Origin of the sequence: Proteus terrae (genome assembly GCF_003144325.1) — a bacterium.
Taxonomy (GTDB): domain Bacteria; phylum Pseudomonadota; class Gammaproteobacteria; order Enterobacterales; family Enterobacteriaceae; genus Proteus; species Proteus terrae.
Window position 1 is genome coordinate 84068 of the sequence record NZ_PENS01000001.1, and the last position, 22922, is coordinate 106989.

Annotated in this window: 23 protein-coding genes; 14 read left to right on the forward strand and 9 right to left on the reverse strand. The window is 37.3% G+C overall.

Annotated elements, in window-relative coordinates; all coding sequences use genetic code 11:
• Positions 1-10: 10 nt before the first annotated feature.
• Positions 11-1348, reverse strand: coding sequence for a D-serine transporter DsdX (gene dsdX, locus DK857_RS00375; protein WP_109393301.1), 1338 nt, complete (start codon positions 1346-1348; stop codon positions 11-13).
• Positions 1349-1571: 223 nt separating this feature from the next.
• Here dsdX and dsdC point away from each other — a divergent pair, with 223 nt between their 5' ends.
• Positions 1572-2516, forward strand: a complete 945-nt coding sequence (gene dsdC / locus DK857_RS00380; protein ID WP_109393300.1) for a DNA-binding transcriptional regulator DsdC — start codon at positions 1572-1574, stop codon at positions 2514-2516.
• A gap of 18 nt (positions 2517-2534) precedes the next feature.
• On the forward strand, positions 2535-3191 hold the full coding sequence (locus DK857_RS00385; protein ID WP_109401271.1) for a hypothetical protein: 657 nt from the start codon (positions 2535-2537) through the stop codon (positions 3189-3191).
• A 73-nt stretch (positions 3192-3264) separates the two neighbouring features.
• On the opposite strand, the gene DK857_RS00390 is transcribed toward DK857_RS00385, so the two are convergent.
• Together DK857_RS00390 and gss are read right to left on the reverse strand one after the other, a co-directional pair.
• Complete coding sequence (locus DK857_RS00390) at positions 3265-3618, reverse strand: hypothetical protein (RefSeq protein WP_109393298.1); 354 nt, start codon at positions 3616-3618, stop codon at positions 3265-3267.
• Between the two features lie 89 nt (positions 3619-3707).
• Positions 3708-5585: a bifunctional glutathionylspermidine amidase/synthase gene (gene gss, locus DK857_RS00395; RefSeq protein ID WP_109401272.1), complete on the reverse strand. Its 1878-nt coding sequence runs from the start codon at positions 5583-5585 to the stop codon at positions 3708-3710.
• Between the two features lie 601 nt (positions 5586-6186).
• Between gss and DK857_RS00400 the strand changes: the two genes are divergently transcribed.
• From DK857_RS00400 to efeB, 6 genes are all read left to right on the forward strand, one after another.
• Entirely contained in the window at positions 6187-6474 is a 288-nt protein-coding gene (locus DK857_RS00400; protein ID WP_072063612.1) for a helix-turn-helix domain-containing protein, read from the forward strand.
• 303 nt (positions 6475-6777) lie between these two features.
• The gene (locus tag DK857_RS00405; protein WP_109401273.1) at positions 6778-7335 is read left to right on the forward strand and encodes an iron transporter; all 558 of its coding nucleotides are present in this window, start codon (positions 6778-6780) and stop codon (positions 7333-7335) included.
• A 69-nt stretch (positions 7336-7404) separates the two neighbouring features.
• On the forward strand, positions 7405-7749 hold the full coding sequence (locus DK857_RS00410) for a cupredoxin domain-containing protein (RefSeq protein ID WP_109393295.1): 345 nt from the start codon (positions 7405-7407) through the stop codon (positions 7747-7749).
• 2 nt (positions 7750-7751) lie between these two features.
• Entirely contained in the window at positions 7752-8588 is an 837-nt protein-coding gene (locus DK857_RS00415; RefSeq protein WP_109401274.1) for an FTR1 family iron permease, read from the forward strand.
• Complete coding sequence (locus DK857_RS00420) at positions 8578-9501, forward strand: EfeM/EfeO family lipoprotein (protein ID WP_109401275.1); 924 nt, start codon at positions 8578-8580, stop codon at positions 9499-9501. The genes DK857_RS00415 and DK857_RS00420 overlap by 11 nt, the downstream gene beginning before the upstream one ends.
• A complete protein-coding gene (efeB, locus tag DK857_RS00425; RefSeq protein ID WP_109401276.1) occupies positions 9491-10756 on the forward strand; it encodes an iron uptake transporter deferrochelatase/peroxidase subunit in 1266 nt (421 codons plus the stop codon). Before DK857_RS00420 ends, efeB begins: the two co-directional genes overlap by 11 nt.
• A 64-nt stretch (positions 10757-10820) precedes the next feature.
• Here the strand turns inward: efeB and DK857_RS00430 are convergent, their stop codons facing one another.
• Entirely contained in the window at positions 10821-11510 is a 690-nt protein-coding gene (locus DK857_RS00430) for an IclR family transcriptional regulator (RefSeq protein ID WP_109393291.1), read from the reverse strand.
• 231 nt (positions 11511-11741) lie between these two features.
• Here DK857_RS00430 and DK857_RS00435 point away from each other — a divergent pair, with 231 nt between their 5' ends.
• The 5 genes from DK857_RS00435 to htpX all read left to right on the forward strand — a co-directional run bounded on the left by DK857_RS00435 (position 11742) and on the right by htpX (position 17343).
• The gene (locus tag DK857_RS00435) at positions 11742-14078 is read left to right on the forward strand and encodes a molybdopterin-containing oxidoreductase family protein (RefSeq protein WP_109401277.1); all 2337 of its coding nucleotides are present in this window, start codon (positions 11742-11744) and stop codon (positions 14076-14078) included.
• Positions 14079-14080: 2 nt separating this feature from the next.
• Positions 14081-14632: a 4Fe-4S dicluster domain-containing protein gene (locus DK857_RS00440; protein WP_072070981.1), complete on the forward strand. Its 552-nt coding sequence runs from the start codon at positions 14081-14083 to the stop codon at positions 14630-14632.
• Between the two features lie 2 nt (positions 14633-14634).
• Positions 14635-15453, forward strand: coding sequence for a dimethyl sulfoxide reductase anchor subunit family protein (locus tag DK857_RS00445; protein ID WP_109401278.1), 819 nt, complete (start codon positions 14635-14637; stop codon positions 15451-15453).
• A 287-nt stretch (positions 15454-15740) separates the two neighbouring features.
• The gene (locus tag DK857_RS00450; protein ID WP_109401279.1) at positions 15741-16301 is read left to right on the forward strand and encodes a LemA family protein; all 561 of its coding nucleotides are present in this window, start codon (positions 15741-15743) and stop codon (positions 16299-16301) included.
• 76 nt (positions 16302-16377) lie between these two features.
• Positions 16378-17343: a zinc metalloprotease HtpX gene (gene htpX, locus DK857_RS00455; RefSeq protein WP_109401280.1), complete on the forward strand. Its 966-nt coding sequence runs from the start codon at positions 16378-16380 to the stop codon at positions 17341-17343.
• 100 nt (positions 17344-17443) lie between these two features.
• Here htpX and DK857_RS00460 read toward each other — a convergent pair whose 3' ends face one another.
• From DK857_RS00460 to DK857_RS00475, 4 genes are all read right to left on the reverse strand, one after another.
• A complete protein-coding gene (locus tag DK857_RS00460) occupies positions 17444-17626 on the reverse strand; it encodes a DUF2526 family protein (RefSeq protein ID WP_098941055.1) in 183 nt (60 codons plus the stop codon).
• An 86-nt stretch (positions 17627-17712) separates the two neighbouring features.
• Positions 17713-18945, reverse strand: a complete 1233-nt coding sequence (locus tag DK857_RS00465) for an MFS transporter (RefSeq protein ID WP_109401281.1) — start codon at positions 18943-18945, stop codon at positions 17713-17715.
• Between the two features lie 186 nt (positions 18946-19131).
• A complete protein-coding gene (locus DK857_RS00470; protein ID WP_075674124.1) occupies positions 19132-19902 on the reverse strand; it encodes an ABC transporter permease in 771 nt (256 codons plus the stop codon).
• Positions 19899-20834: an ABC transporter ATP-binding protein gene (locus DK857_RS00475; RefSeq protein ID WP_109401282.1), complete on the reverse strand. Its 936-nt coding sequence runs from the start codon at positions 20832-20834 to the stop codon at positions 19899-19901. Before DK857_RS00475 ends, DK857_RS00470 begins: the two co-directional genes overlap by 4 nt.
• A gap of 774 nt (positions 20835-21608) precedes the next feature.
• On the opposite strand from DK857_RS00475, the gene can reads away from it, so the two are divergent.
• On the forward strand, positions 21609-22262 hold the full coding sequence (can, locus tag DK857_RS00480; protein ID WP_036932822.1) for a carbonate dehydratase: 654 nt from the start codon (positions 21609-21611) through the stop codon (positions 22260-22262).
• A gap of 71 nt (positions 22263-22333) precedes the next feature.
• On the opposite strand, the gene hpt is transcribed toward can, so the two are convergent.
• On the reverse strand, positions 22334-22876 hold the full coding sequence (hpt, locus tag DK857_RS00485) for a hypoxanthine phosphoribosyltransferase (RefSeq protein WP_098941060.1): 543 nt from the start codon (positions 22874-22876) through the stop codon (positions 22334-22336).
• Between the last annotated feature and the right edge of the window lie 46 nt (positions 22877-22922).

A 22922-nucleotide genomic window follows, 5' to 3' on the forward strand; every position in this document is an offset into this window, starting at 1 on the left:
TCGTTCTCTTTTATATGACAAAAGAAAGCATAAATGTACCGCCTAATGCGACAAAGGAGGCAATAAAGGTCGCGACACTGTAAAAACGAAAAGTTTCACTTAAAGTTGCATTACAATACTGTTTCACTAACCAAAACAGTGAGTCTGTGACGATGGTACAACCAATAGCACCTGAACCAATTGCTAATGTAATAATTTCAGGGCTAATGTCTGGGTATAAAGGCATTAATGGTGCAACAATTGCAGTAGCTCCCATCATTGCAACAGTTGCAGAGCCAACAGCTGCATGAAGGATAATGGCGACTAACCAAGCCAATAAAATTGGATGCATATCCAAGTTAGAAAGAATTAACGCTAAAGATTCACTTAAACCACTACCTTTTAAAATGCCATTAAAAGCCCCCCCCGCACCAATAATTAATAAGATGTTGGCAATGGAGCTAAAGCTATCTTCTGTTTTCTTTAATAAAGTATTCATGCCCATATTACGGCGAATACCTAACACATAATAAGCAACAAAGGCAGCAATAAACATCGCAGTAATTGGGTTACCAATAAACTCTAATGCGGTATAAATCGATGTACCTTTAGTCATATTTAATTCGGCTGCTGTTTTTATCAGCATCAGAACAATAGGTAATAAGACAGTAAACAGAGTGGCACCTAATGAAGGCAAATCTTTTTCTTCACGAATTTCCATATCAGAAAATTCTTCAGGTACGGTTTTAAATGGTAAGCGCTCACCTAATATTTTTAAGAATAAAGGACCACCGACTAAAGATGCAGCTAAGCCTACCGCAAGACCTGCAACAATAACGGTTCCCATATCTGCTCCTAATTCATTTGTTACGAATAGAGCAGCTGGATGAGGAGGAACAATGCAGTGAACAGCCATTAATGCTGTACATAATGGGATAGCTAATTTTAATAATGATGTATTTGTTTTTTTCGCAATTGAGAAAGCAAGAGGAATAAGTAATACCACACCCACTTCAACAAAAAGTGTAATACCACAAATAAGACCAACCAATACCATAATAACGTCTGGAGATAACCAACGGCATTTTTGTAATGTAATACCGATGCGTTCTGCGGCACCTGATATTTCCATCATCTTACCAAGAATAGTGCCTAAACCGATAATTGCTGCTAAAAATCCTAACGTACCACCAATACCATTTTCAATCGCATTTACCATTTCTAAAGGATTCATCTTCATTGCAGTACCCACAAAGAAGCTTGCCAATAGTAAGGCTAAAAACGGGTGAAACTTAAGTTTTATTATAGTAAAAACAATGAGCAAGATACTAATTATCAGAGTACCTAGCACCCATAACGTTGAATCCATATATCCATCCCAAATATTTTATTTATTGTTAATCATATTGAATATTAATCATTCGGTACTTACAAATGATGAAAACTTACACTAAGATGAACTCAATTAACTCAAATAAGTGATCAAAAGCACAAATAATCACATTGTGACGAGTGGTAGCATGGTATTTCATCTTAACATTACCTTGATTGTTAACTTACGTTACTATCAATAACAAAACGAGAATAAAAGAATGTTTGAATCTTCTAACGTGATTTTAAGAAATAAACGATTATCCAGTTATCAATTAGCAAGACTTCACACTTTTGAAGCAACAGGTCGTCATCTTTCATTCGCTTTAGCGGCAGAAGAGCTATCATTAACCCCCAGTGCCATTAGCCACCGTATTAATACATTGGAAGAAGAGCTAGGAATTAAGCTATTTAACCGCTTTCATCGCCGAATTGAGTTAACAGAAGAAGGAGAGCGTATTTATTGGGCACTTAAAAAAACACTAGAAGATATTAACCAAGAAATTTTAGATATTCATAATCAAGAAGTTTCCGGTGTTCTCACTGTTTATTCTCGCCCTTCTATTGCTCAATGTTGGTTAGTCCCTCGTATTTCAGATTTTACTGAACGTTATCCATCCATTGAGTTAAATCTACTCACAGGAAATGATGATATTAACTTTCGAGGCTATGGTATTGATCTCGCAATCTATTTCGATGATAAGCAACTACAAAACCTTTATTGTGAAGATTTAATTTCAGAATCTATTATTCCTGTATGCAGTCCCGAATACGCGAAAAGACATGAGCTTGCCGGCAATATTCATCATCTTTCTAATTGCACTTTGCTACATGATAGACAAGCGTGGAGTAATAACTCTGATTTTGATGAATGGCGAGCTTGGAGTGAATATATGGGGCTTTCACTTTTTCCTAATCGCAGCAATATCTGTTTTGACCGTTCTGATCTTGCTGTTATCGCTGCTGTGAACCATTCAGGGGTGGCAATGGGAAGGAAGCGTTTAGTGCAAAAACAATTGGCTAATAAAGAATTAATTATTCCTTTTGATAATAGTGAGCTTTTTTGTGCTCAGCGTTATTACCTTGTCACTCGAAATGAAAAAAATAATGCTAAAGTACAACTTTTCATTCAATGGCTGAAAAAACAAATCAAGGAAAGCATGTAATTTTTTAAGGAAAATCCGATGAAAGAGATGACCTTTTCAACACAACAAATTATTGCTATTGCAGAATATGCAGGGCTAACGATCACGAATAAAAAAAATATCACAGAAAATAAACACTATATCCTCGTTGATTTACTGGATGTAAAAACAGAAGAAGGACTTTATTACGGGGCTGCGGTGCTGGATTTTAGTAACATTCATCGCAAAGCACGTATTTTAGAATTTGACGACAAGGGCTATCAACGCGCACAAGCTCGCGAGACACAAATTCAAGACTATAAAAATAATCGAAAAACTCAAGAGCCTGATACTTACCAACCTTCCATTCATCGTTATAGCCACTATACAGATTTTCAAATAAACCTAACCGCTATCTATCGTCGTTATGGTTATGAAATCGAATTTGATGCAGAAACCGAAAAAGTTTGGAGCTCTTTAGATCCTGATGGTGCGTCATTCGATTTACTCAAAAATGCCAATGATGCACTTTCTTTATTAGAAGATTGTGAAATGACATGCTCTTATCATCAAGAAAACAAAGTATGGTCTGTCACTTCAGTAGAAAAAGACACTGTTGAACATAAATCACTCAACCGTGCTATTGCTGAATGTTTTTTATTAATGACAGATCATTATGCCGATGATTGGCCTAATATTGAAAATATTCTTTACTAAAAAAACAAATAAAAGCATTAATTATCAAATTATTATAGTTAATGATTTGATATTTTATTACTACGAATAAAATCTAACTCAAACATCGAAAGGCATCATACTCACGATAATAGTTAATTTCTTCAATGACCCACTGCAAGTTTTTTTGTTGAGCTTGTTGGGTTTGATAAAATAACACTAAATCACAAACGACCATCCAGCCCCGTAAGTTTTTATCTTCAACAACTTTTGGCATTTCTAGACCTTCATCATCAAGGTAAATTTCATCATCAGGTAATTCTTGAAGATAATCCCAAGGAATGTAATAAAAAATCGCCTTATTAGGATCACGATCCCAATTTGCAATTTCCGTATAAATCCACTCATTAGATTCAAGTGTTGAAAGCGATGCTAATAACTCACTAAGCGTTTCAAATTTTTGTATCATTCTATTTCTCACTAAGGATCTAGTTATTTTTACAATAAACCCGCCAATTAGGCGGGTCTATTATTTCTTAATTCTAAACGTCTATGATCTTATTTAGCTAAAAAGTGTTTATCTTCAATCACTATTAAAGGCTCAATATCACTCTCTTTCTTAATCACCAGAGTTGGGTCTGAACGTAAGCAACAACCACCATAATGTCCGCCAACAGTAAAGGTGCAAACTTGGATATAACGATTTGCCACTTTTGGTAAGCACCATAGTTCTTGGTAAATATTTTCTTGATGATCAAATTGACCATTGGTTTCATCTAAGACATTCTCTTTATGATCCACTAAACCAATGTTACTACCACAACGTCCCGCAATAGGTTTAATTGCATAACCACTTTGTGCAAGACGAGGTGTCACCGTGAAATCAGTATCTAATAAATAAGGGTTATCGGGGAACAATTGCCATAAAACCGGTAAGATGGCTTTATTACTAGGAATTAATGTCCAAAGAGGCTCAAAAACTGTAATTTCAGGACGTAAAAGCACATCAACTAAACGTACTTCATCTTCAGCATGTCCTGTACGAATAGGGATCAGTGCTTGTTGCTCACTCTCTTCTCTTAATTGGTCTAACGCCGTTTCCCAAGCCCATGTTTTCCAGACACATTCAACGACACGTTTGTCTGCATCAATTAATTGACCACGACTATTCCAATGAAGCTCATCTAACCCTCGTAGAATTTTACTGCTATAACCAGCTTGAGTCAGCGATTGTTGCATAAAGAGAGCATGATAATCTTCTTCGCTATCATCATCTTGAAGAATATGCACAAAAGGTTTCGCATCGCAGTGTTTCCAAGCATCGGCTAATGCATCAAGTAAACGTTCACCAGGGTTAAAACCGTCTTTAATTCCACCTTTCTGTGCCCATTTCTCGATAATTAAACCCGCTTCTGTATGGCAAGAGGCAGAATCAGCATTATATTCATAAACTTTAACACCGCGTTCATCCATGCAAAAATCTAATCGTCCCGTGATCATTTGATGGCGCCTATTTTGCCATGACAAACGGATACGAGGCCACAACACTTCAGGGATATCGAATAAACGTAATAACTTATCGTCTTTTAACACTTTTTCTGTTGCATGCAGATACATCAAGTGCATTTCATTACTTGCGCGAATAAGTTCCTGCTCTGCACTTTCTGAGATGGTGAAATATTCATAGCTATCTTGATTAATAATATGGCCGTGTTGTGCAAGGACATAGGCTTTTTCTAGAGGGGAGCTTTCATCTAACCACTTGCCATCTAATTGGCCTTTATTATCAAGCTTTTCGGCATGGATATTTAATAATTCAGGAGCAATTTTAGGTTGAGGAAGGCTATAGATATTAGGCTCTGTTTGGATCATCCAACCTAATAGCGTTGTGTTATCAAAAGTATCTTGAATAAAATAGCCGTTATCCGTCACTTTAAGGGGTAATTCCCTTGTCCACTGTTGCCCTGCAGGTAATCGAGTGTGGATAACATTTTGTTCTGCAATACGGATCTTATCTTCAAGCACTTCAGTAATAACAGCGACATGCCCAGTTACTTTAAACTCACCACCTTCTTGCCAAATCAGCAAAGCACCCACTGCTGGGGGTTGTTTGCTACCATTCGCGAAGGCTTGTAATGGCAATATATCGTCATCTATGGTTTTACGTAGAAAACGCAGTGAGAAGATCTCATAAGCCATTCCCACATCAGTAAATACAGCCCCATAATGCAAATAGAGAAAACGGCGAGCGAATTCAACACACTGCCACTTGTGCCCCATATATTCATTACCAATATAACTACGGAATGAATCATTAGCGGCATAGTCTTCTTTATCAATACTGCTGTAATCTGAAGAGTAAATCGCGACACCACCAGGCGCATAACCTAACAATGTTCCAAATGGTTCATGACGAATGATATCTTTTACATTCATAATCTCGACCTTGACGATAAATAGATAATTACCCTGCAACACTTATAATCTTGCCTAAGTATTATAGTTAACAATATTAACGCCGTAGCCTATTAGATGTGAATGTAATTTTATAAATTTCAATAAAGTGAGGATAGTTGTTTGAATTTAACTCGAGTTTAAGAAAGGAAATTTCGACGATATAAAAAAAACTCAAAAATAACCCATTATAAAAAAGCATAAAAGGTATTTTCGAGTATAAACACAGTCAAAGAGGGCTTTATCTTTTTTGTTATAGTCTCATTATTTACTCTTTATTAATCATAAATGCGAGCACAAATGACAGATAAAATGGCCTTTAGGTAATATATAGCACTGTTTATCAAAAAATTCTCGACTATCCTGCTGGAGAAAAGAAGGATATCAAAATAGTTTAATGAAAATTAATATCATCTTATAACATGATGGGTATAAATAATTCACCCAATTAACCGATAACACATTAGTATGGATTTTACTCATTCAAGCCGGAGTGCTTGTTTATTTTGAAGATCCATCACTGAAACTTGATATTCAATTTATTGGATATTATTGGTGGTTGATAGGAAGAATGAGGTCACTAATGTCAAAGATTTATCCCATTTCTCAAATTATTGGGCATAAAATTCGTAAACAACGCCAGCAACTTCGCTTGTCAGCAAAGGTTGTCGCTGAACGAGTCGGTATTAGCCAGCAACAATTTTCACGTTATGAGAATGGGCTATGTAAGATTGATGTTGATATGCTCTTTCATATTGCACAAGAGCTAAAAGTCACTCCTGCATTTTTCCTACCACCAAATGAAGAGCAAGTTTCTGCTGTGGCATTGACACAATCCAAACAATTTTGGAGTGCTCAAAGTCAGATTTAATATTCTTAGTATGGAAATCTTCTGTTTTATCTTCTCATTAAGATAAATAAGATTTCCATATACCATTCTTAATTAGATGATTTTATTGGACATTATCATCTGAAATTATTAATTCTCTTCATATATTTCTTTTAGAACAACAAATTTTTTTCTTTTATAAAAGAAAGTATTAGTGCTATTTTCACTGACTTCTCTGCCAACTTAAGCGATATTTTTCGTATAAATTATCTCCTATTTCTAATACAAATCATGTTAACCTTATTAAGAATAATAACGATTATCATTCAATAATAAGGATTAAACATGAAATATCGCTATACGCTCTCTCTCACTGCACTCTCATTTCTTTCTGTATCTGCATTAGCTGTTGAGTATCCAGTTGGTCACCCTATTCTTAAAAATGGTATGGAAATTCAAGGGGTTTATCTCCAACCTATTACCATGGATACTGAAGAAGGTCATCATGCAATGAATCACTTAGCTGCTGATAAAGCAGATATCCATTTAGAAGCAGATATTCATGCCACAGAAGATAATCCGAATGGATTTGCTGAAGGCGATTGGATCCCCTACCTCACCATTGAATACACCGTCACAAAATCTGATGCTCCAGCGAAAAAACAGCAAGGCACATTTATGGCAATGGTTGCCAATGATGGTCCTCACTATGGTGAAAACCTGAAACTGGATGGAAATGGCCAATATAACGTGACCTATAAGATTTACCCGCCTTCATATAACAAAGATATCGCTTTTGGTCGCCATATCGATAAAGAAACTGGTGTTGCACCTTGGTTTGAACCCTTTGAAGTGTCATGGGATTTCACCTATAGCGGTACAGGCCGTAAAGGTAGTTACTAATTAGCTTGATAACGGATAAATCCAATCATTTGGATTTATCCTTTTTCTCTTTTTTTAAGTGAAACTCTGATGATCAAAACTCTCTCTAAATACACATTACTACTATTAATGGTGACATCCTCTGTTTTTGCAGCAGAGAAATACACTGTTGAATTAGAAATGAAAGATGGTGAACTTATTCCACAAGTACTTGAAGTACCGGCAAAAACACCCATTAGAATAAAAATTCGTAATACAGGCACTAGCCCTGTTGAATTTGAAAGTACACAACTACGTAAAGAAAAAGTATTAGCACCGGGCGCAAATTCTGTCGTTGTAATCGCACCACTAAAACCAGGTCGTTACACCTTCTTTGATGATTTCCACCTTTCTCACCCTCAAGGTGAAATTGTTGCAACTGAAAAGGCAGAGTAAATATGGGACAAGTTCTGTTTGTTGTTTGGCGAGAAAGTTTTGAAGCGCTATTAGTAGTAGGTATTATTTATGCGTGGATAAAACGTTCACCAACACCACAACAAGGTATGAAATACTTGTGGGGTGGTGTGATATTTGGGCTATTTCTTGCCGTTATTCTAGCGCTGAGTATTTATGGTGTATTTAGCTCGCTAGAAGACATGTGGCAATCTCTATTTATGATCACAATGGAAATTCTCGCCTGTGTGCTTATTGTACAGATGGTCTATTGGATGAATGGACAAGGAAAATCATTAAAAGCAAATATAGAAAATGAACTCACCCAAAAAACACAGCAACAAAGTGCGTGGGGTATTTTATTGATTGTAGCCATTGCGATTGCTAGAGAAGGCAGTGAAGTGGTGGTATTCCTTTCTAGCCATATAATGGCCCTCAATACACAAACAGTACTGCCTTTCTTTATTGAAGTCTTTATTGGCCTAGTTGTCGCAGTATTCACACTGTGGCTATTTCTGCTGACTTCAAAAGTGATTTCATGGCGCTATTTCTTTACCGTAACTGGTTTTTTATTACTATTCCTTGCCGTTTCTCTGTTATTAAAAGCCGTAGAAGAAATTGCAAATCTACTGATTGAAATGGATTTTGAATTACCCGATTTCTTTATTTATCCACTTTGGGATATTAGCCATATTCTTGATGATTCCAGTATTTTTGGTAATTTTTTAGTTTCGTTTTTTGCGTATCGCTCTCAACCTATTGGCTTAAGCGTGGTGACATTTATTGCCTATTGGGCGGTTGTCGCACTGTTATTTAAGCGAGGTTCTCGCCATGCTAAATAATGCAAAATCGAAAAGTAAAAAGCTCACCGCTTTTCTATTTATCTTATTATTTTCTTTTCCTGTTTATGCCGAAAAAATTATTCAGGGCATTATTCAAGATAGTGAAAACATCGTTATTGCCAAAGGGGATATCCCGACTCCTAAAAAGTTCGAAACTGATATTTTAAATTATCGAGAAAAAGCGGTTGGGCAATTAACGTTAGTTGAAAAGTCGCTCAATAAATTAATCAAGAATAGTGAAAAAAATCAGCTTATTAATGCACAAAATGCTTATCAACAAGCGCATTATTATTATGAGGTTATTCGCCCTATTATCGCTCTTTTTGGGTCAAGCGAACGTTTATTAAATAATCGGGCTGATTTCTTTCTTGAAAGAGAAAATTCACCTCGTTTTTCAGGATTTCATTTAGTTGAATATCAACTGTTTAAATTAAGAGATCCTCAAAAAGCGACAGAGTCGGCAAAAGCCCTTTTAAGAGACATTAGTGACTTAAAAAAACGTGTCGCAATTGAAGATATTCCTATTCCTAAATTGGTTCAATCTGCGGGTGATAACCTAGAGTTTATTTTGACTGACAAACTCGCTGGTATTGAAAATCAATATTCAAACAGCGATCTGGGAGATAGCTATGCCAATTTATCTGGATCGCGCCTAATCGTAGAGATCTTATCTCATCATATTCCAACAGCTGAATATCAATCTCTTATCAAACAATATGACGATATTGGTGCTCTACTTTTAAAATATCAGCGCGATGAAGGTCTATTCCAGCCTTTAACGGCGCTTCCTGAAACAGAAAAAAGTTGGCTTTTTTCTCAAGTGACACAATTAGCAGAGCAAGTCGCAAACTTACGTAGCACGCTCAATATTGATGTTTACTATCACTATAAAGAAGCAAGTGATGAAAAATAAAACTCTCTTTAAATCGCTATCAAAAAATCCTGTTAACCTCAATAAACGTACAACGTTAAAGTGGCTAGGAGGAAGCTTATTACTCGCCAGTATGGGAGCTAAAGCAATAGAAAAACAAGAAACTTCATCTACCTCGCGTTATCAACGCGCTATTGCTTATTTAGGTCAACATCAAGCGGGCGTTATTACACCAGAACAAAAAAATGCCTCATTTATTGCACTTAATCTGACAGTAACAAGCGCCGATGATGTGAAAAAAATATTCACAATACTGACACAACGAATTGCGTTTTTAACTCAACCAAGAGAACTACAACAAAGGGCTAATCCACACCTTCCTCCTGCTGAGTCTGGTATTTTAGGCACACAACTACACCCTGATGAATTAACCGTCACCGTCGCTTTAGGCGATAGTTTTTTTGATAGTCGTTTTGGTTTTCAAGCTAAAAAACCTAAACGCTTAGAGCCAATGAAACCCTTTCCTAATGACCGACTCGATCCTAAATGGTGCGGTGGCGATCTATTACTGCAACTTTGTGCGAATAGCCAAGAAAGCGTGATTTATGCGTTAAGGGATATTTTAAAACACCTGTCCGGGAAGGTTTATGCTGTATGGAAAATCGATGGTTTTCTTCCTGCTCGTGATATCGATAATCGACAAACGCCGATTAATCTTTTTGGCTTTAAAGATGGCTCTGGTAACGCACCTTCTTCAGATAATAGTTTGATGGACTCTCTTGTATGGATCACTGAAAAACAAAAAGAGCCACAGTGGTGTCTAGGTGGGAGTTATCAAGCGGTTCGCCTTATTCGTTTTGCTTTGGAATTTTGGGATAGAACGCCTCTTGAAGATCAAGAAAATAACTTTGGTCGCCATCGCTCAACTGGTGCGCCAATAGGTATGAAGCAAGAGATGGACGATCCTCAATTTGAAAAAGATCCTCATGGTGACAGAGTGCTATTTGATTCTCATATGCGACGAGCTGAACCAAGAAATCCAGAACGCTATAGTGCCAAACTACGCCGACGTAGTTATAGCTACTCATTAGGATTAACGCCTTCAGGTCAACTAGATATGGGGCTGATTTTTATCTCGTTTCAAAATAACCTTAAAAAGGGCTTTATTGATACGCAAAAACGTTTAGATGGTGAACCTTTAGAGCGTTATATCAAACCTTTCGGTGGCGGGTATTACTTCGTGTTACCTGGTATATCTCAAGAAGGTGATATTCTGGCAAAAGGGCTATTTGATTAATCAATGCACGATTTTAGGCACTTAGCTTTTTCTGCAAAAGTGCCTAAATAACGCCTTTAGAAAATTAGCGGGAGAAATGTGCCATTTTTGCTTTTAATGCATTGCCCAGTTCTATTTGCTTTTCAGGTTCAATAAATCCCATCGTCAATACTGCCGCCACCATTTCCCCTTTTTTATTAAGTACAGGGCATGAAATAGATTGTGCGCCTGGAATGCCTTCTGCCGGCTCATGACGAATAGCAAAACCTTGTTGGCGAATAGTATTTTGTTGCTTTTGTGATAAATCGGCTTCAATTTTTAAATCACTAAAAGTGGCAAAAACAGCACCCGCTGCACTAATTTTATGAGGAACAGGAGTATCTGGTAAAAAATCGATATCAACATGTTTAAAGCTACGATTGTAACGAGTTAAAAACAGTTGATTACCTTGAGAAACCACCAGTCCTGTAGACATATTATGTTCGTCTCTAAACTCACATAATAACTGATTAATCTCATCCACAAAGGATTGTGGCTTTGGCGTTGCCTGTGCTAAAAAAAGAATTTTACTGCCCAAACAATACTGGCTTCCTTCACTCTCTTGATACAACATTTCAGAGCGACAAAGTGAAACTAAATACTTATGTAAGCGACTTTTTGAAAGCGAACAGGCTTTTGCAATATCTGACGATCGGGCAATACCTCCATTCGAAGCAATAAATTCAAGAATGGTAATAGCGATATCAACCGAGTTAACTCCTTGAGAATTCTGCATTTATTTTTTTCACACCTATTCATTATTTACTTTGCTTTATGACGATATGCCATTATTCTTTTTTTGTCACTTTTACTAGTTTATTTCACTGAAACCTTATTTTAAATAGGGCTTTTTAATCATTTTCTATCGATTATTTTCTTTGTCTATTTTTAGATGATCTAACTCAAGGTTAACTATATATGAATTGGGTTTATATATAGTTAACTTTTCTTGTGCGTGAGAATGTCTATGTCTAAAAATCAAAAATGGGAATTAAATAGAAGAACGTTGTTAAAAGGAATGGGTGCCATTGGTGTGGCAGCTCTTTCTCCTAACGCGTTCAGTCTAGTTAATGAAAATAAACCCATATTTAACCAGAAACCACGGATCAAATTATCCGAGTATAAAACCTTTCGTTCAACCTGTGCGATGGAATGTTTACACTGTAACCTAACAGCTTTTACACATAAGGGGAAATTGATCAAAGTTGAAGCCTCTGAAGGCTTTAATGTGAAATGCTGTTTGCGTGGAATGAGCCGAACTAAGTGGGTATATCATAAAGATCGTCTCACCACACCTTTATTACGTGTTGGCGAAAAAGGGAAAGCAGAATTTAAACCGATCAGTTGGGATGAAGCGCTTGATCTTATTGAAAAAAATATCAGAGAAACCATTGATAAGTTTGGCAATGAGGGGCTATTTATCTCTACTCATGCGGGCAATATGGACTCGATTAAAAATGATATGGGTAAAGCATTTTTCGATTACTTGGGAGGTTCAACAAAACAAGCAGGCTCTTTATGCTGCTCCGCTGTAACAGCAGCAATGATCCCCATGGTAGGCCTGCGCTATGCCGATACTCGTGATACTGTAAAAGATAGTCGTTATATTCTTTGCTGGGGCAATAACCCTGCTGTCACCATGCAAGCATATTTTAAAAACTACAATCAAGCTCGTCGAAACGGCGCCAGAATGGTAGTTATTGATCCTCGCTTTAATGAAACTGCGGCTAAAGCCGATGAATGGATCCCAATTGTACCCGGTACAGATACTGCTCTTGCATTAGGTATGATCAAAATTATCATTGAAGAAAATCTCACTGATAAACCTTTTTTACGTGCACATACGGGTGCTGTTTATCTTGTTAACGCCCAGCAAAAACTATTACGCCAATCTGATAATGACCAAGATAGCTATCTGGTTTTTGATACTCTGAGCCAGCAACTTGTTCACCATGAAACACCCAATATTGTTCCTGCGTTAACTCATGATGAACTGCCAGCTAATGCTGATTACGTGACTGTCTTTGAGCAAATTTATCAACAAGCCCAGCCTTGGACTATCGAAAAAACGAGCCAAGAAACCGATATTCCCAAAGAAACGATTATTCGTTTAGCACGCGATTATGCCACCACCAAACCGGCAATGATTGTACAAAATATGTCTGGTGCTCAACGAACAGAGTTCGGTGCTTATGTTGCTGCAAGCCAGTTTTATCTCGCTTTATTAACCGGCAATATCGGTAAAAAAGGCGCTGGAATTTGTGATGCAGGTGGTGCTCGTCAAATGGCGAAATTTAGCCCAATTATTCCACCAGCACCGAATGCAAAACCCATCAAACCTATCCCTGTTGCAAAAGTCGGTGATTGGATTGTCAATGAAAGACCACACCCAATTAACTTTTGGTGGATCATGACTATGGGTGTAATGACGCAACTTCCTAACACTAATATGGTGCGTAATGCACTGAAAAAAGTTCCTTTTGTTGTTGTCGCTGATAACTTGATGTCATCCACCGCTCTTTATGCTGATCTCGTACTTCCAGTTACCACTATTTTTGAAGATACCAGCTTAATGGCCGGAGTTCGTAGCCAATATGTACAATTAATGGAAAAAGCCGTTGAGCCACCGGGAGAAGCAAAACCTGATTACTGGATATTTGCTCGTCTTGCTGAACGTTTTGGCTTCGGTGAAGTCTTTAATCAGCCGATTGAACATTATATTGATGCATGTCTCAAAGGTTCTGGCATTACGCGTGAAATGCTTGAAAAAGGCCCAGTACGCCCAGTTGAAGGTGATTGGATCCCATTTAAAGATGGTATTTTCCGTACTTCAACGAAAAAAGCGCACTTCTTTATTGAAGAGTGGCAGGGCAAAAATTTTTCCCCTATTGTCACCTATTACCCAGTAAAAGAATCGACAAAAGGCTCACCTGAACTTGCCAAAAAGTATCCTCTGATGGCAGTACAACGCAAACTCGCCCGTAGTGTTCACTCTAGTCACGGTATGAATGAGTGGATCTTAGAAGTACAGCGTAATCAGCCTAATATTCTTATCCATCCTAATGACGCCTTAGCTCGCGGTATTAAAGATGGTGAATGGGCTATCGCGTTTAATGATCGGGGTGAACACCGCGCTATTGCCGTTGTGACCACTCATATTAAGCAAGGTGTTATCTCATTGGATAATGGATGGTGGGAGCAACAAGGCGGAAGTAGTAGCCATGTCACCAATGATCACGTAGAGCCTTTAGGTAATGGCCATTGCTGTAATAGCACCTTAGTTAACGTAAGACGGGAGGCATGATCATGGCGAAGAAACAGTATGGTTTTCTGATAAATACCAAAGATTGCTACGGTTGCCGTACCTGCTCTATGGCATGTAAATCTGAAAACGTAACACCTCCCGGTGTGCTATGGCGTCGTGTTCGTGAATTCAACGAAGACCAACCTAATGCACAAGCATTTATAACAATGTCTTGTAACCATTGTGATGATCCACAATGCCTGAAAGTTTGCCCTGCTGATACTTATACCAAACGTGAAGACGGTATTGTCGTGCAAGATCATGACAAATGTATCGGTTGTCAAATGTGCATCATGGCATGCCCTTATAACGCTCCAGTTTATGATCCGGTTGAAGGCAAAACCAGTAAGTGCAATATGTGTGCAGATAGACTGGATGAAGGTTTGAAACCACGTTGCGTTGAATCTTGCCCTACGGGTGCCATTGAATTTGGTGAAATTGAAGATTTACGTAAAAAACATACGACAAATTGGGCTTTATTAGAAAAACGCTATGGTGTTCCTGATCACACCATCAGCAACCCTAATATTGTCATTATTGGTATGGAGGATTAATCATGCATGATTACCAACTGCCGTTAGTCCTGTTTACGGTAATGAGTCAATGGGGCATTGGTGCGGTATTAGCGCTTTCACTGTATCAATGGCAAAACCAGACGCAAAACGTTGCAATGCTAAGTAACAAAGCATTACGAACAACCATTGCGCTGATTTGGCTGATTGAGGTTGTGGGCTCATCAATGTCAATGGGACATTTAGGTGATCCACTTGGTGCTTATCGTTCTGTTTTAGGTATTGCTCACTCTTGGTTAAGTCGTGAAGCAATTGCTTTCGTTATGCTTAATGGATTGATTTCATTATGGGCATTAGCAAGTTGGGTACAGCCTAATGCTATTCGCCGTAATAGTTTGATTGGATTGTTTTGTGGTGTAATTGGTTTACCTATTATCTTGGTTACAGCGCAAATCTATTACCAAATGCAAACACACCCGTTATGGCATACACCTGCAACACAAATTAGCTTTATTGGTACAGCGTTGCTACTTGGTTTTGGCTCGATGATCCCTTGGTTACGTTTACAAGGTAAAGTCATTAGCAATTCATTAAAAATAGGGGCGTTTATCGGCGCATTATTTGTACTTGTGGGATTAGTTATGAGAGCGCAAGTACCCGGTGCTGATGTAGCAAGTCTATTATTATGGTGGCAAGTCATTGCTAGTTTGATTGTGGGTATTTGCATTATTACGTTATCTCACAGTGCTTCATTTACCAAAACATCACTCTCTATTATCGCTATTTTGATGCTTTTTAGCGGTGAAATCACAGGAAGAATGCTGTTTTATGGCAATGTAATGGCGCAAGCACCTTGGTTCTAAATTTGTTATTTCTCTAGGTTAAATGGCTTCGTTTGTTTATTTAACCTAGTTTTCATCCCAGATGTTTCACTTGATAATTTTATTTACCTTAACATTACCTTTAATTTTGCCCCGAATTTATTCGGGGTATTTTTTTATCTCGCCCAATATTATTGCTTTGGCTTTATCGGCACCCTTTTTATCTTTGATGAAATAATCATCTAGCTATCTTTATCAATAATAGGCAAAATTAATCTTAATGATTTAATACAATTTCCTGTTTACTATTAGAAAAGAGAACGCTTCTCATGACTGGATTAATTATTACCATCGCGTTATTGGGTCTTATTTTTTATTATTACAACCGTATTATCTCTATGCGTGAAGCGGTTATCTCAAGTGAAACTGAAATTTCAGTACAATTAGATCGTCGTGGAAAAGTGTTTGACAGCTTATTGGCCACCGTAAAAAAATACCTCAGCCATGAGTCTGAAGTCTTTACTAAAATCACTGAATTAAGAACACAATCCCAAAGCGCAAATACCAAAGAAGCCAAAGCGGCTGAAGATGAATTATCAAAAATCGTCTCAAGTGGTGCCATTAATGTTGCGGTTGAAAATTACCCTGAATTAAAATCCGACACCATCATGGCAAATTTACAAGAAGAGATTGTTTCAACAGAAAATAAACTCTCTTTTGCTAAACGTGGCTACAACCGCACTTTAGAACAATATCGCGCTTTCATCGCTTCTATCCCTGCGATATTTATCGTGAAGATTTTCCCAAGCCTTGTTATTGATAAAGAGTACTGGCGTCTTGATGAAGGAACCATTAAAACGGAAGAAGCGCGTCGCATTAATTTCGATTAATTTTATAGTAATAAGAGATAGTTATTACTTCTAAATTGATAAAAACAGTACTTAACGGTGCTGTTTGGAGTCACTAATGGATTTCAGAAATGTTCTACGAAAAAATGCTATTCGAACTCGTTTTGTTATAGCAACATATTTACTCTTAATGCTTATGATCGGTTTGCTGGTGGATACGGCTATTGGCGCAAATCCCTATTTAGATCTGACCGATAATATGTGGGCATTTCTGACGTTTCAATCTCTACCCATTGCCACATTAATTATTCTCGCTGTTTCGATTTTATTGCTTATCTTTATTCATTTTAAAGGGCATAAAATCATGCTTACAGGAATGAATGCTCGATTAATTAGCCCTGATGACACCTTAAATGCACAAGAGCGCCAATTACTCAATATTGTTGAAGAGCTTAGTTTAAGTGCAACTCTGGGCTACATTCCTAAACTCTATCTTCTTGATACACCTGAAGCCAATGCTTTTGCTGCCGGTTGGTCTGAGAAAAATGCCTTTATTGGTGTAACAACGGGTTTATTAAGTCGTCTTAATCGCCAAGAAGTACAGGCTGTATTAGCTCATGAAACAGGACATATTATTCATGGTGATTCACGACTGACATTATATGTTGGCATATTAGCCAACGTTATTTTGACGGTAACAAATATCTTTGGCAGTCGTTTATATATTGCCTCAGGTAATCGAGGTGGTAAAAGTAATGACGCAGCAAGTAAAGCTCGACTAATTTTAATTATTCTAAACTTTGTTTTGCCGATCATTACACAGGTACTCTATTTCTATTTATCCCGAACTCGCGAATATATGGCAGACGCTGTGGCGGTTGATTTAACCCAAGATAATCAAGCGATGATTAATGCATTAAAGAAAATTTCAGCACAGCATGACACTGAAAACTTTGAAGATGGTTCGACGGGACGAGCTTATCGTAAAGCTGCTTTTATTTTTAATAAAGGGGACTCATTTTTTTCAACACACCCTTCCATTGAAAATAGGATCGCAGTGCTAGAAGGTCGAAAGACGTTTTAATTCGTATCATACAAAGCAGTCAAAAGAAAAAAGCGTTTTCCCCTGTTTATCAATATGGTTCAAACGCTTTTTTAATTCTTATTTCTTAGCAACAATCCGATTAACGCTGTTTTTCACCGTGATGGAAAATAGCGGTACGTAAACGCTCTTGTTGCTCATAACGCAGTGGAAATTCAATCGTTTTATCTTTACCTAACTCCACTAAAAGTTCATTCATGGTTTGAATACTGGTTGTGGCAATCGCATCATCAACCTGTTTCACCATTTCATCATAATGAGACATCGTGATCTCCTTTTCTCATAAAAATCTTAACTGCTATCATATTACAAGAAAGAGAAATTCTATATTTTTAGTCGCACAAAGCAGGATTAAATTGAGTTAAGCGGCTTATTTTTTGTCTCTTGTCCCAATAACATCACCGCTAATATTCCAATCACAATTGAAAAACTGAAAATCAGAAATATTGAGCTTATTTCAAATTGATATTGAACCAAATATCCCACCATTAAAGGTCCTAATATTCCGCCAATACGTCCTATTGCTGTTGCTGTTCCAGCTCCTGTTGTCCGAATTCCATCGGGGTATTGTTCTGGCGTATAAGCGTATAAAGCTCCCCAAGCGCCCAAGTTAAAGAACGATAACAACATACCGAAAATAAGCAGTGCCGTAGTAGAATCAGCCACACTGAAATAATAAGCACTGATGGCTGTTCCGGCTAAATAAGTCACTAAAACAAACTTTCTCCCATAGCGTTCAATTAACCAAGCCGCGGTAAAATAACCAGGTAACTGCGCTAATGTCATAATAAGCACATATTGAAAGCTCTTAATTAAGCTAAAGCCTTTTAACATGGCAACACTGGGTAACCACAAGAAAATACCGTAATAAGAGAAAACGACACAAAACCATAAGATCCACAACATTAGTGTTGAACGACGATATTGTGGTGACCAAATTAATGCCATTGATTGTCGAATCGATAGACGTGTTTTTTTCTGTGAAATATGCGATGAAGTAGGCTCAGGTAATTTTGAACGTAAATAGAGAGCATATACCGCAGGTAATGCACTTAATAGCATCGCCATACGCCAGCCATAATCAGGAATAATAAAGTAAGCAATCAACGCTGCAATTAACCAACCGACAGCCCAAAAACTCTCTAATAAAACAACAATTCTGCCTCGTTCATGGGTTTCAACACTTTCACTAACAAGCGTTGAGGCAACGGGTAATTCGCCACCTAATCCCATTCCAATAAAGAAACGTAAAACAAGTACCACCATCAAAGAGCTTGCTAATGCCGTTAACCCACAACCTAAGCTAAACAGTAACAAAGTAAAGATAAATACGGGTTTACGCCCTTTTCTATCAGCCATAATGCCAAACACAAAAGCGCCAACAGCCATTCCGATTGAATTTACACTTCCAATCCAACCCAATTGTGATGCCGTTAATCCCCAATCTTCTTTTAATGCCGTGAGTAAGAATGCGAGTAATCCCACATCCATTGCATCAAAAGTCCATCCCATACCTGCAATACATAAAAGCTTATTACGAGAAATTGCCTCAGGTGCTTTACCTGTTTGGCTTGCCGTTGTCATTACATTTCCTTTTTATCCCCTGCCAAAGTGTTTAGTATACTAAACAAGAAAAATCACTTTGTTAATAGCAAAGTCATCATTTAAAGAAAAATTAACATTCATGCTGAAAAAATGGCTAAAAAAAATCGGTATCTCTAAATAAGATACCGATTTCAACTTTTATAACTTTCTATTTTGCTTTTTTGATTAGCTTCTTAAACCTCGGCCTTTTTCAATTAAATACCATGCAATAACGTAAAACACGGCAATGAAAAGACACAAAACACTAATCGTTACGGTTAAAGAGACATCCGTAATGCCCAGAAAACCGTAGCGAAAACCACTAATCATATAAACAATTGGGTTAAGCTTGGATACACCTTGCCAAAACTCAGGTAGTAACGAAAGTGAGTAGAATACACCACCTAAATAGGTTAATGGTGTTAAAACAAAGGTTGGAATAATACTAATATCATCAAAGGTCTTCGCAAAAATCGCATTTAATAATCCAGCGAGAGAAAACACAATTGAGGTCATCAGTAATGTCACTACGACCATTGTCCAAGAATGTATTTCTAAAGGCACAAAAAATAGTGAAATTAAGGTCACTAATATACCAACACAAATACCACGAGCCACACCACCACCAACAAAACCGGCAATAACAACATGCGTTGGTACTGGTGAAACTAATAATTCTTCAATGCTACGTTGAAATTTCGCACCAAAGAAAGAAGAAGAAACGTTCGCATAAGAGTTTGTTATTACTGCCATCATAATCAGGCCAGGAACAATAAACTGCATATAATCTACACCGCCCATATCGCCAATTCGTTTACCAATCAGGTTGCCGAAAATAACGAAATAGAGAGACATGGTTATCACGGGTGGAATTAATGTCTGTACCCAAATACGGCCAAAACGGGTGACTTCTTTAATCCAAATGGTTTTGAGGGCTACCCAATACAGCTGAATCATTCCCCCTCTCCTTCTACTGTATGCTTTTCATTAACTAAGTGAACAAATAATTCTTCAAGACGGTTGGCTTTATTTCTCATACTTAACACTTGAATACCTTGTGCATTAAGCTGAGCAAAAACACTATTTAGTCCTTGCTCTCTTTTAACATCAACTTCTAATGTTGATGTATCAACCAAGCGATATTGATAATTTTGTAATTCAGGTAATGGGCTTTTTGGCGCAAGATCTAAAATAAAGGTTTCAGACTCTAATTTACTTAATAGCCCTTTCATACTGGTATTCTCAACCAGCTCGCCCCGTTGAATAATACCAATATTCCGACACAGCATTTCAGCTTCTTCCAAGTAGTGTGTGGTTAGGATAATGGTAGTGCCTTCAGCATTTAATTGTTTTAAAAACGTCCACATTGAGCGACGCAATTCAATATCAACGCCAGCGGTAGGCTCATCAAGAATAAGTAATTTAGGTTGGTGCATTAATGCACGCGCAATCATTAAACGGCGCTTCATTCCCCCAGATAAAAAACGTGCTCTATCTTCACGCTTTTCCCATAAATCTAACTGGGTTAAATAAATTTCGGCACGTTCTAATGCCAATTTACGAGGTACCCCATAATAACCGGCTTGATTGAGTACAATTTGTAATACGGTTTCAAAAGGGTTGAAATTGAATTCTTGTGGCACTAATCCTAATTGACGTTTTGCATTGACCATATCGGTATCGGTGTCATAACCAAATACTTTGACTTTACCGCTACTCTTATTAACTAAAGAGCTAATAATACCAATCGTGGTCGATTTGCCTGCGCCATTAGGGCCCAATAAAGCATAAAAATCGCCAGCCTCAACGGTGAGATCAATTCCTTTTAGCGCTTTTACGCCATTGTGATAAGTTTTCGTTAACTCCGTTAACTCCAATGCATACGTCATATGTGGGAATTACCTTTTATCAACTGCATTATTCAGCATTAACTGAGCTGAAATCAGAAAATAAGCTTAGTTTAAAGAATAAAATGGAATAAGTTATTCTAGAGAATATTCGGTGCCAAATAAACCGTTTTAGAGCTTATGACACAAACGAATAAATAAATATTTTTTAACTATTACAATAATAAAGAATAAGAGATGGAGAGAAAGAAAATTAACTATCAAGGCCCTGGTTCTTTTATTTCTTACGAATATTCTGATGTTTTAATAAATTTATCCCTCGGTGCAATCATTTAGCCTAATTGATACCAATAAAATAATTGCCTTTGTTTCTCAAGTTTACTGATGGATATTATCTCGTCATTTACTATATCAATCAATGATACTCATTCTTTTTTATCAAATTTATTTTCAGTGTAATAATAAAGTGAGCAACCATAAATATAAGATTTATTTATAAATTTTTTATGGGGTTCTATTTTTGAATAACACAATGGCTGGCTTAACAAACGGTTATCTTTTTACACATTTGATTTACATCAAAGAATGTATTGATAAATTAATTAAACAAATGCTATAAAAAGATCTATCTTATTTGAAAGCGAAAAATTACAAGAAATTATCTGTCACTTGGCTTTAAAAAGCCCTCTGATTAATTCAAAAGTAATGGTATAAAAATACCCTTTCTCTCGCATCCAACAATAACACTAGAGCTATTTCGTGTTGGCGTACTGTCAGCGCAAATGGTGGGAAACCGAATTTACAGGCAGTCACGTCATGATGAGAAAAATTGAAGAGCTGTTAGCCAATAACAAGCAATGGTCAGAATCTGTTACTGAAGAAAATCCTCAGTTTTTTAAAGATCTCTGTAAAGGTCAAAAACCTCACTTTTTATGGATTGGTTGCTCTGACAGCCGCGTTCCAGCAGAAAAATTAATCAACGCAGCACCAGGTGACTTATTTGTTCACCGTAATGTGGCAAACTTAGTCATTCACACTGACTTAAACTGCCTTTCTGTGATCCAGTATGCGGTTGATGTATTACAAGTTGAACACATTATTGTCTGTGGTCACTATGGTTGTGGTGGTATTGAAGCCGCTATTGAAGGTACTGAATTAGGACTTATCAATAACTGGTTACTGCACATCCGCGATATCTGGTACAAACACAGTTCCATGTTAGGCGAACTTGCCCCACAAGATAGATTAAACCTACTTTGTGAACTGAACGTTATTGAACAAGTGTACAACCTTGGTCACTCGACAATTATGCAAGCAGCATGGAAACGCGGACAAAAAGTGATGATCCACGGTTGGGTTTATGGCTTAAATAACGGTGAACTACACGATCTTGATGTCACCTCTGATAGCCGTGAGAAACTTGAACTTTCTTATCGTCAAGCAATGGCAAAATTGAGTCATCCACGCTAATAAGATACGTTCGATTAAATAACAAAAACCCGCCTAAAGCGGGTTTTTAACTGCTAATTTAAGTAAATAAATTACTCATCTAATAATGTTACATGCCCAATATAAGGCAGGTGGCGATAACGCTGTGCGTAATCAATGCCGTAACCAATAACAAATTTATCTTCGATAGAATAACCAATCCACTCAACAGGGACATCTACTTCACGACGAGAGGGTTTATCCAATAAAGTACAGATAGAAATAGAAGCGGGCTCACGTAAGCTTAAAATCTCTTTAACACGATTTAAGGTGTTACCTGAGTCGATAATATCTTCAACAATCAGAACATCTTTACCACGAATATCTTCATCGAGATCTTTAATGATTTTAACGTCTCGTGTTGACGTCATCCCATTACCGTAACTTGATACTGTCATAAAATCGACCTCATGATCCACGTCAATTTCACGGCATAAATCTGCCATAAAAATAAAAGAACCTTTTAACAAGCCGATTAAGACAAGAGCATGTTGATCTTGACGTGGGCGGTAATGTTCTGTGATTTCACGACCTAGCTCAGCAATACGCTGTTTGATCTCTTCTTCAGAGATCATGACATCAACAATATGTTTCATGATTAATTTCGATTGGGTTAACGGAGAAAGCAAACGATTGTACCAG